The sequence below is a fragment of the Rhodoferax sp. genome (assembly GCF_030653815.1).
Lineage (GTDB): Bacteria > Pseudomonadota > Gammaproteobacteria > Burkholderiales > Burkholderiaceae_C > Rhodoferax.
Genome location: NZ_JAURYQ010000036.1, coordinates 325862 through 336126, shown reverse-complemented (window position 1 = coordinate 336126; position 10265 = coordinate 325862). Strand labels below are relative to the sequence as shown.

The window sequence follows — 10265 nt, the reverse complement described above, 5'->3', positions numbered from 1 at the left end:
ACAGTCTGGCGCGCCACATCGACGAGGTGGTGTGGCCCGAGGTCCAGGTTTCATACCACCACGACAGCGAGGCATAAAAAAACAATCCACAGAAGGCGAGCGCAATAAAGCTACCCGCAAAATAAAGCGCGCGACGTTTGTTGCCGGCCACCACCATCGGCAAAATGTCCACGCCCACATGGCCGCGCGTCAGCAAGATGTAGGGGGCACCCAGAAAAGTGGCCGCCAGGATGGAGAAAGTGGAAAACTCGGTCTGCCAGATGGACGACTCACCGAGCACCGCCCGGACAAACACCATCTGGCACACCACCACAATCGCCAGCACGATCAGGCCCGCAGAAAACACCCCCAGCGCGCGCGAAACGGCGTAAACCGCCTGCACCCACAGGGGCAAGTTCTGTTCTTTTTCCTTATTTAACACTGAGCGCCTTCTCGATCAGCTCCTTGCCGCCAGGTACTTTTTCTGCAAACACCTTGTACGAGGTCTTGTTGGCCACGGCACGCCAGGCTTCGGCATCGGCACTGCTCATGGTGACCACTTTGACATTGTTCTTCTTGAAGGTCTCGACCATCTCGTCGTCCAGCTTTTTGGACTCGACGTTGAAGTAGTCTTCGGCTTTTTTGGAGGCTGTTGTCAACGCCTTCTTTTGCGCGTCGTTGAGCTTGTCCCAACTGCGCTTGGAAATCAGCACCGGCTCGTACATGAACCACATCGCGTTGTCACCGGGCGCCGTGATGCACTTGACCTGCTCGTACAGGCGGAATGACACAAAACTGCCGGTGGAGGTGTCCGTCCCCTGGATCACGCCCTGCTGCATCGCGTTGTACACCTCGTTGGACGGGATCGACACGACTGACGCGCCCGCGCCGGCCCACATCTGCGAGAAAGTGGCACCAGCTGAACGAACTTTCATGCCGGCGGCATCTTCGGGCTTGAGAATGCACTTGTCCTTGCCAGCGAAGGCACCGGCCAGCCAGGCATCGGCCAGCACGTGGGCGCCACCCTGCGCAATGATGGCCTTGATGTCCTGCATGAAAGGCGAGGTATTGATGCGCAGCGCGTGGGCATGGTTCTTGACCAGGCCCGGCATCAGCGTGGCGCCAAACTGCGGGTGAATGCCCGAGGCGTAGTCCAGCGGCAGCGAGGTCATGTCGATCTGACCGGTCTGCATGGCCTTCCACTGATCTTGCGCCTTCACCAGGCTGGAACCGGGAAACACCTTGATGGTGAGATCGACGTTGGCAGCGGCAACCTCCTTGGCAATCATCTGCACCATTTCGTCGCGCACATCGCCTTTGCCGCCGGGGAACTGGTGGGAGGCCTTGAGCGTGATGCTGTCGGCCAACGCTGCCGTCAAGGGCAGGGCTGCGACCAGCAAGCCGGTCAGGGATTTGGCAAGGGCGGGGCATTTCATAGGTTTGTCTCCTGGATTTGGATGTCAATAAACAATTTCTTGGGCTTCAAACGCATTCAACCAATGCATTGAATGTGTTCGTTAATGTAGTTTTTGTATTTTTTAAATGCATTAGTGAATACCCTAAGCAATTTATTGAATCCAGTAAAAACAGAAGTGCGAGAATTGAACGATGAAAATCTCTGACCAAGTGTGCGAAAAAATTGAAGAGCAAATCGCCACCGGCGAGTTGCCACCCGGCTGCGCGCTCGATGAGGCCACGCTCGCCGAGCAGCACGGGGTGTCGCGCACGCCGGTCAGGGAAGCCTTGATTCAATTGGCCGCCGAGGGTTTGATCGAGATCCGGCCGCGCCGCGGCGCCGTGGTCACCAGCATCGGCCCGGGTCGCCTGCTGGAAATGTTTGAGGTGATGGCCGAGCTTGAAGCCATGTGCGCACGGCTGGCCGCGCGGCGCATGAGTGACGCCGAACGCAGCGCGTTACAGGCTGCTCATCAGGCCTGCGAAGCCGCGCGCGACGCACAGGACTCTGACGAATATTTTTACTGCAACGAACGCTTCCACGCGGCCATTTACGCCGGCAGCCACAACGTCTTTCTGGGTGAGCAGGCGCAGCAGCTGCAGCGGCGCTTACGCCCTTACCGGCGCCTGCAGTTGCGCGTGCGCAACCGCATCAGCACCTCATTTGTCGAGCACGACACCGTTGTGCGCGCCATTCTTGCAGGCGATGCAGCAGCCGCTGCCACCGCCCTGCATGATCACGTGGTGGTGCAAGGTGAGCGCTTTGGCGACCTGCTGGCGTCACTGGCTGAACTGGCCATGCCGGCGCAGACCTGATCTCTACAAGCCAACGCGATGTCAACACCCTTCCCCTTCAAAACCTGCGCCCAGGTGCGCCAGACCCTGCTGGACAAGCAGGAAATTGCCCTGCTCGACGTGCGCGAAGAAGATGTTTTTGCCCAGGCGCATCCGCTGTTCGCCGCCAATCTGCCGCTGAATCGCGTGACCGCAGATGCGCGCCGCCGCATCCCGCGCCTGGACACCCTGATCGTGGTCTATGACGAAGGCGAAGGTCTGGCCCAGCTCGCTGCGCAAACCCTGCAAGGACTCGGCTACAGCCAGGTCCACCTGTTAGACGGTGGCCTGCAAGGCTGGCTGCAAGCCGGTGGCGAAGTGTTCCAGGACGTCAATGTGCCGAGCAAGGCGTTTGGCGAGCTGGTTGACGCGCAGCGCCACACCCCCATGCTGTCGGCGCAGGAAGTCAAGGCCTTGCTCGACAAGCAAGCCAATGTGGTCGTGCTGGATGCCCGGCGCTTTGACGAATACCAGACCATGAACATCCCCACCAGCATCAGCGTGCCCGGTGCCGAACTGGTGCTGCGTGCCGCCGCATTGGTGCCCGACCCCGGCACCCGCATCATCGTCAACTGCGCCGGGCGCACCCGCAGCATCATCGGCACGCAGTCGCTGGTAAACGCGGGCATCACCAACCCGGTGGCCGCCCTGCGCAACGGCACCATTGGCTGGACGCTGGCCGGGCAGACGCTCGAACACGGTGCCGGGCGGCGAGCCACACCCGTACCTGAGGCACAGCGCCTGGCTGCCGCACGGCAGGCCCGCGCTGTGGCGGACCGTGCCGGGGTCAAGCGAGGACGACTGGCCGATGTGCTGCGCTTTCGCAGTGAAACAACGCGCACCGGCTACTGCCTGGATGTGCGCACGCCCGCGGAATTTTCCGCTGGCCACTTGCCCGGTTTTGCCAGCGCGCCCGGCGGCCAACTGGTGCAGGAAACCGATGTCACGATGCCGGTGCGCGGCGCACGCGCGGTATTGGCCGACCTGGACGGTGTGTGCGCCAACATGACGGCTTCCTGGCTGGCACAAATGGGCTGGGAAGTGTGGGTGCTTGACGACCTGCAAGCCACCGATTTCAGCGAAACCAGTCAGCCGCCTGCGCCGGTTCCGCCGTCACCGCACCGCTATCGCCGACCCTACGAAGGCACCGACAACCCGCATGAGGCGATGCAAGCCTATCTGGACTGGGAATATGGCTTGGTCGCGCAACTGGCACGCGACGGCACGCACGGCTTCAAGGTGCTTTAAGCCCATTCAGCCCGGATACAAGCATGATGGAGACCAGCCACTTTTACGAACCGCGCCTGGGCCATGGCTTGCCGCATGACCCGTTCAACGCCATCGTCGGGCCGCGCCCGATTGGCTGGATCTCGACACACAGCGCCGACGGTTTGCTCAACCTTGCGCCCTACAGCTTTTTCACCGCCTTCAACTACACGCCGCCCATCGTCGGGTTTTCCAGCATTGGTTACAAGGATTCGGTGCGCAACATTGAAGCAAGCGGCGAATTTGTCTGGAATCTGGTGACGCGACCGCTGGCCGAGGCCATGAACCAGACCAGTGCCGCCGTGGCGCCCGAAGTCAGTGAATTCGAGCTGGCCAGCCTGACGCCGCTGGCCTCACGTCTGGTGGCACCGCCGCGCATTGCCGAGAGTCCGGTGTCTTTTGAATGCCGCCTGACACAACTGCTGCAGCTGCAGGATGTCAACGGCCAAATATTGCCCACCTGGCTGGTGCTGGGCGAGGTGGTGGCGGTGCACATTGCGCAGCGCCTGCTGGTCAACGGCATCTATGACACCGCCCGCGCCGACCATGTGCTGCGCGGCGGTGGCGCGGCAGACTATTTCTCGGTAGGACCGGAGCAATTGTTCAAGATGCTCCGCCCGCGCGGCTGAAGTTCAAAACGCGCAGCCAGGAGCTGCCCGGATTCACACACCCCAGACAACATCCTTCCCCGCCTGCGCGCTGGTTTTGAGCAAATCGATGAAGGGCGCAGCGCGATCGCGCAACCTGACGCTGTCGCCCTCCACCTCAACCACGAGCTCTGGATGCTCGCGGCGCTTGGCTACAGCCGCCTCGTGAACCTCGATGGCGGCGTCCAGCGCCGCAATGGCAGCTGGAATTTGGTCCACGGTGACGATGCCCTGGACTGAGGGCTCTTTGCCAATGATGCTGAGCATTTGCTCCCCATTGGCCTGAAGCATGATGACCTCTGCGGCGGCTTGGGATTTGAATTTGTAAATCATGATGGGCTCCAGAAGCGATGGTGTATACCGAAAACCGGCTGGTGCCATGCAGGCTAGCCCAAGTTGACTGACCCGCAAATGATCTAAATCAGCTCAGCCACACAAAAAGCGAAACAGAACGACCGTCATGCCACGCGTGTTCGTCTGTGCCGTGCACCGCTGCGGCCGACCTTGGCGGTTGAAGCTTACCGTCGCAAGCGCGGCCCCAGCGTCACCACCAACAGCGCTGCGCCACCGGCCAACACGCCCAGCAGCATATTGAGCAGCACCCCCAAGCCGGGTTGCAGCAGGCTGCCCGCCACCGCACTGAGCTGGTCGATGCCCTGCCCCAGGTCATGCCAGCCGTGCGCCAGAATGCCGCCGCCCACCAGAAACATGGCCAAGGTGCCAAGCACGCTCAGGCTTTTCATCAGCCAAGGCGCAGCCAGCAGCAAGCCGCGCCCCAGCTTTTGTTGCAGCGCTTCGGCCAGGGAAGTTTTGCGCTGGCTCAGGTACAGACCCAGGTCGTCAATCTTGACAATGCCGGCCACCAGGCCATACACGCCCACTGTCATCAGCAGCGCCACCCCGGCCAGCACGGTGAACTGCGTCATGAATGGGCTGGCGGCCACTGTGCCGAGGGTAATGACGATGATTTCGGTGGACAAGATGAAGTCCGTGCGCACGGCGCCCTTGATCTTGTCTTTTTCCACCGCCACCAGGTCCACCTCCGGGTCCAGCAAGGCATTCACCAGTTGGGCGTGCTCGGCGGCATCTGGCTTGTGCAACAGCTTGTGCGCCACTTTTTCGAAGCCTTCAAAACACAGAAACAGGCCGCCCGCCATCAGCAGCGGGGTGATGGCCCAGGGTGCCACGGCGCTGAGCAACAGCGCGCCGGGGACCAGGATGGCCTTGTTCATGAACGACCCCTTGGCCACGGCCCACACCACCGGCAGTTCGCGCTCGGCCCGGACACCGGCCACCTGTTGGGCGTTCAGAGCCAGGTCGTCACCCAGCACCCCGGCGGTCTTTTTGGCGGCCACCTTGGTCAGCAGGGCCACGTCGTCGAGCACCGTGGCGATGTCGTCGAGCAACATCAAAAGACTGGTGGCCATGGCGGGCTCAGTTCAGGTCGCGTTTGAAGCGGATTTCCTCGACCCGGGTATTTCCCATCGGCACCGTCTTGATACTGGTCATTTCACGCTTGAAGCCGGCCATGTCAAAAAAGCGCAGTGCGCGCTCGAAACCCAGCGGCACCCAGGCGCTGACCTTGGTGCAGCCTTCATAAATCAGACCTTCTCGGGCAGCGTCCCACAGCGCCAACCCTACGCCCTGACCCCATTGCTCAGCCTCGACGTAAAGCGCCCAGATCTCGCCCATGGTGTTGGGCGTCTTGGGGTCGCGTGAGCGGTCGAAACCGACAAAACCCACGACCTTGCCGCCTTGCACGGCCACCAGCACCTGGGGTTCGCTGTACTCAATGGCCTCGCGCCAGTACACCAGGCTGTGTTCGGGGGTGCCGCCCACGGGCACGGCTTCGCCAGGAAAAACCGCCTTGAAGGCGGCCTGGCTGGAACGGGTCCGAATTTCGGCAATGGCTTTGGCGTCACGCAAAATCGCGGGGCGCACTTCGGTAGGCGTAATCAGGGACATAACAAGCGCCGGGGACCAGCCCGGCCATCAATCAAAGTAAGCAGGTGATTGTCGCCGCAAGACGACAAGACGGTGATTCCTGGCAATCAGTAGGTGTACACGCCCTGCCCCGTTTTACGTCCCAGGCGGCCGGCAGCCACCATTTCTTTCAGCAAGGGGCAGGCGCGGTACTTGCTGTCGCCAAACTCGCTCAAGTAAACCTCCATCACCGCCAGACACACGTCGAGACCCACCATGTCGGCCAGCGCCAGCGGGCCAATCGGCTGGTTGCAGCCCAGTTTCATGCCGGCGTCAATGTCCTCTGGCGTGGCCAGGCCCTCGGCCAGCACAAAAAAGGCCTCATTGATCATCGGCACCAGAATGCGGTTGACCACAAAACCGGGTGCGTTCTTCACCGTGATCGGGGTTTTGCCCAAAGCGGTGGCCATGGCGTGCACGGCAGCGTGGGTGGCATCGCTGGTTTGCAGGCCGCGGATAATTTCCACCAGCGCCATCATCGGAACCGGGTTGAAGAAATGCATACCGATGAATTTGTCGGCGCGACCGGTCACGGCCGCCAGCTTGGTAATGGAAATCGACGAGGTATTGGAGGCAATGATCACCTCCGGGGCCAGCATGGCATCGAGCTGCTTGACGATTTTGACCTTCAGATCGTAGTTTTCAGTGGCGGCTTCAATCACCAATTGGGCGCCCTTGAGGTCGTCATAGCGGGTGCTGACCTGGATGCGCGCCATGGCCGCGGCCTTGTCGTCGGCGGTAATTTTTTCCTTCTTGATCAAGCGGTCCAGGCTGCCCGACACCGTGGCGATGCCCTTGGCCACTGCGGCGTCTGAGATGTCGACCATCACCACGTTGATGCCCGACACGGCGCACGCCTGTGCAATGCCGTTACCCATGGTGCCCGCGCCAATGATGCCAACTGTTGTGATATCCATATTGAAAACTCCAGAAAATTTAGGCTGCAATGGTAACGGCATGAACCCCCGCATAGCCTGACACACAAGCGGCCTTGCAGACCGCTGGCTGTGATAATCCGCCCACCTCAACCCAGGAGACATTCCACATGAATCTCACCGAACAACTGCTGACCGCGCTCAAAAAGCACGGTGCGCGGCAGATTTTTGGCATCCCGGGCGACTTTGCCCTGCCCTACTTCCGCATCATTGAAGAGTCGCAGATCCTGCCGCTCTACACCCTGTCGCACGAGCCCGGCGTAGGTTTTGCCGCCGATGCCGCAGCACGCATCAATGGCAGCCTGGGCGTGGCCGCGGTCACCTATGGCGCAGGCGCGCTGAACATGATCAACTCCGTGGCGGCCGCCTTTGCCGAAAAGTCGCCGCTGGTGGTGCTCTCGGGCGGACCGGGCAAGAACGAGTCACGCTCGGGCCTGCTGCTGCACCACCAGGCCAAGACGCTCGACAGCCAGTTTCAGATTTTCAAGGAAATTACCTGCGACCAGGTGCGCCTGGACGATGCCGAGCGCGCCCCGGCCGACATTGCCCGCGTGCTGGCCAGTTGCCTGCGCCACTCCGAGCCGGTGTACATCGAGATTCCGCGCGACATGGTGGCCGTGCCCTGTGCCGACGTGGTGCCAGAAGCCGCATTCCAAGTGGACCCGGACGCGCTCAATGCGTGTGTCGATGAAGTCCTGGAACGCCTGCAGCAAGCGAAATCACCGGTCTTGATGGCCGGCGTGGAAGTGCGCCGCTATGGTCTGGAGGACAAGGTGGCCACCCTGTCGCGCCGTCTGGGGCTGCCGGTGGTGACCAGTTTCATGGGCCGCGGCCTGCTGGCGGACCAGGACGCCCCTTTGGTGGGCACCTACATGGGCGTGGCGGGATTCCCCGAAGTGACGCAACTGGTGGAAAGCTCGGACGGCCTGTTTTTGCTGGGCGAAATCATCTGTGACACCAACTTTGCCGTGTCGGAGACCAAGATCGACATGCGCAAGACCATCCAGGCCTTGAACGGCCAGGTCAACATTGGCTACCACACCTATGCCAATCTGCCGCTGGCCGCGGTGGTGAACCACATGCTGGAACGTGTGCCGGGGCCCGACAAGGCCTTCAGCGTGACGCCGCAAAGCTTTCCCATCGGCTTGGCCGAGGACGCCCAAAGCATCACACCCACCGACATCGCCACCGCAGTCAACGACCTCATGGCCCAACACGGCAAGATGCCGATGGCCTCCGACATGGGCGACTGCCTGTTCACCGCCATGGAGATCAGCCACACCGCGTTGGTGGCGCCCGGCTACTACGCCACCATGGGTTTTGGCGTACCCGCCGGGCTGGGCCTGCAAGCCGCCACCGGCGAGCGCCCGCTGATTCTGGTGGGCGACGGCGCGTTCCAGATGACCGGCTGGGAGCTGGGCAACTGCAAGCGTTATGGCTGGGACCCGATCGTGCTGCTGTTCAACAACGCCAGCTGGGAAATGCTGCGCACCTTCCAACCCGAGTCGCACTTCAACGACCTCGGCCACTGGGGTTTTGCCGAGATGGCCGCCGGCCTGGGCGGCGACGGTGTGCGCGTGGGCACGCGGGGCGAACTCAAACGGGCGCTGGACAAAGCCGTGGCCACGCGTGGCAAGTTCCAATTGATTGAAATCACCATTCCACGGGGCGTTCTCTCCAACACACTGGCGCGATTTGTGGCAGGGGTGAAGCGGCTGAATGCGGCCAAATAACGGTTCCCCACATCACACCCACGCACACTCGCAGGTAAAGTGCCGCAAAAATTGCGGCTGCTTGGTGATGCGCACACCCCGGATGCTGGCCGCTTTTTGCTTGACCTCGTCGATCACCTCGGCCGCATAGTCAAAGTGACTCTGGGTGTACATGCGCCTTGGAAAAGCCAGGCGCACCAGCTCCATGCTGTGAAACGTTTCCGTGCCATCGGCCAGGCGCTTGCCGAACATCACCGAGCCGATTTCCACACCACGAATGCCACCTTCCAGGTACAGCGCGTTGCACAGCGCCCAGGCCGGGTAATGGGCCACGGGCATGTCGGGCAGCACGGTGCGCGCGTCGATGTAGACCGCATGGCCGCCGGTGGGTTTGACAAAACTCACACCGGCCGCCTCCAGGCGCTCGCCCAGGTATTCGGCGGTGCGCAGGCGGTAGCGCAGGTAGTCTTCCTGCATGCCCTCCTCCAGGCCCACGGCCAGCGCTTCGAGGTCGCGCCCGGCCAGGCCGCCGTAGGTGGGAAAGCCCTCGGTCATGATCAGCACGTTGCGCACCGCGTCCATCCATTCCTCGCTGCGCAACACAATGAAGCCGCCCATGTTGACCATGCCGTCCTTTTTGGCGCTCATGGTGGCACCGTCGGCGTAAGAAAACATCTCTTGCACGATTTGCTTGATGGGCGTGTTCTCGTAGCCCGGCTCGCGCATCTTGATGAACATGGCGTTTTCGGAAAAGCGGCAGACATCCATGATGAAGGGCTTGCCATGGGCTTTAAGCAGCTTGGCGTAGGCGCGGATGTTGGCCATCGACACCGGCTGACCGCCGCCGGTGTTGTTGGTCACGGTGATCATGCCAAACGGAATCTGGTCGGCCTGGTCCTTGAGCAAGGCCTCGACCCGCGCCAGGTCAATATTGCCCTTGAACGGATGCAGGGTGGCGGGCTGCAGGCCCTCGGGGATCACCAGGTCCAGTGCTTGCACGCCCAGGTATTCCAGGTTGGCACGGGTGGTGTCGAAGTGGCAGTTGTTGGGCACCACATCGCCCTTTTTGCACACCGCCGTGAACAGCACTTTTTCGGCGGCGCGGCCCTGGTGCGTGGGCACAAAAAACTGCATGCCGGTGATCTCCTGGATGACACGCTCCAGCCGGTAAAAGCTGCGCGCCCCGGCATAACTCTCATCCCCTTCCATGATGGCGCCCCATTGTTTTGAGGACATGGCGCCGGTGCCGGAATCGGTCAGCCAGTCGATCAGCACGTCTTCGGCGTGCAGCTTGAACACGTTGAGTTTGGCGGCTTCGAGCAGTTGCTCGCGCTCAGGCCGCGTGGTCATGCGGATGGGCTCGACACTCTTGATGCGAAACGGCTCGATCAGGGTTTTGGGCATGGTGTTTCCTTGCAGGATTTCTAAAGAATCTGAAGGTAGCACCGCCCAAT

At 61.5% G+C, this 10265-nt stretch carries 11 protein-coding genes; 4 read left to right on the top strand and 7 right to left on the bottom strand.

The window, feature by feature from the left end:
• Together Q7U49_RS13285 and dctP are read right to left on the bottom strand one after the other, a co-directional pair.
• The coding region (locus tag Q7U49_RS13285) for a TRAP transporter small permease (RefSeq protein WP_304764742.1) at window positions 1-394 on the bottom strand (394 nt) is incomplete at its 3' end.
• 16 nt (window positions 395-410) lie between these two features.
• On the bottom strand, window positions 411-1415 hold the full coding sequence (gene dctP / locus Q7U49_RS13280) for a TRAP transporter substrate-binding protein DctP (protein ID WP_304764741.1): 1005 nt from the start codon (window positions 1413-1415) through the stop codon (window positions 411-413).
• Window positions 1416-1587: 172 nt separating this feature from the next.
• Between dctP and Q7U49_RS13275 the strand changes: the two genes are divergently transcribed.
• From Q7U49_RS13275 to Q7U49_RS13265, 3 genes are read left to right on the top strand one after another with little or no spacing between them, the layout of a single operon-like run.
• Entirely contained in the window at window positions 1588-2250 is a 663-nt protein-coding gene (locus Q7U49_RS13275; protein WP_304764740.1) for a GntR family transcriptional regulator, read from the top strand.
• 18 nt (window positions 2251-2268) lie between these two features.
• Window positions 2269-3516, top strand: a complete 1248-nt coding sequence (locus Q7U49_RS13270) for a rhodanese-like domain-containing protein (RefSeq protein WP_304764739.1) — start codon at window positions 2269-2271, stop codon at window positions 3514-3516.
• Window positions 3517-3539: 23 nt separating this feature from the next.
• On the top strand, window positions 3540-4163 hold the full coding sequence (locus tag Q7U49_RS13265) for a flavin reductase family protein (RefSeq protein WP_304764738.1): 624 nt from the start codon (window positions 3540-3542) through the stop codon (window positions 4161-4163).
• Window positions 4164-4196: 33 nt separating this feature from the next.
• Here the strand turns inward: Q7U49_RS13265 and Q7U49_RS13260 are convergent, their stop codons facing one another.
• The 4 genes from Q7U49_RS13260 to Q7U49_RS13245 form a co-directional block, all read right to left on the bottom strand.
• Entirely contained in the window at window positions 4197-4514 is a 318-nt protein-coding gene (locus tag Q7U49_RS13260; protein ID WP_304764737.1) for a DUF1840 domain-containing protein, read from the bottom strand.
• A gap of 185 nt (window positions 4515-4699) precedes the next feature.
• Window positions 4700-5608 (bottom strand): DUF808 domain-containing protein, encoded by a 909-nt coding sequence (locus tag Q7U49_RS13255; RefSeq protein WP_304764736.1) that lies wholly within the window; start codon window positions 5606-5608, stop codon window positions 4700-4702.
• Between the two features lie 7 nt (window positions 5609-5615).
• Window positions 5616-6146, bottom strand: coding sequence for a GNAT family N-acetyltransferase (locus Q7U49_RS13250; RefSeq protein ID WP_304764735.1), 531 nt, complete (start codon window positions 6144-6146; stop codon window positions 5616-5618).
• Window positions 6147-6232: 86 nt separating this feature from the next.
• Window positions 6233-7081: a 3-hydroxybutyryl-CoA dehydrogenase gene (locus Q7U49_RS13245; protein ID WP_304764734.1), complete on the bottom strand. Its 849-nt coding sequence runs from the start codon at window positions 7079-7081 to the stop codon at window positions 6233-6235.
• 128 nt (window positions 7082-7209) lie between these two features.
• Here Q7U49_RS13245 and ipdC point away from each other — a divergent pair, with 128 nt between their 5' ends.
• Complete coding sequence (ipdC, locus tag Q7U49_RS13240) at window positions 7210-8832, top strand: indolepyruvate/phenylpyruvate decarboxylase (RefSeq protein WP_304764733.1); 1623 nt, start codon at window positions 7210-7212, stop codon at window positions 8830-8832.
• 12 nt (window positions 8833-8844) lie between these two features.
• Here the strand turns inward: ipdC and Q7U49_RS13235 are convergent, their stop codons facing one another.
• On the bottom strand, window positions 8845-10215 hold the full coding sequence (locus Q7U49_RS13235) for a tryptophanase (protein ID WP_304764732.1): 1371 nt from the start codon (window positions 10213-10215) through the stop codon (window positions 8845-8847).
• Window positions 10216-10265: the final 50 nt, after the last annotated feature.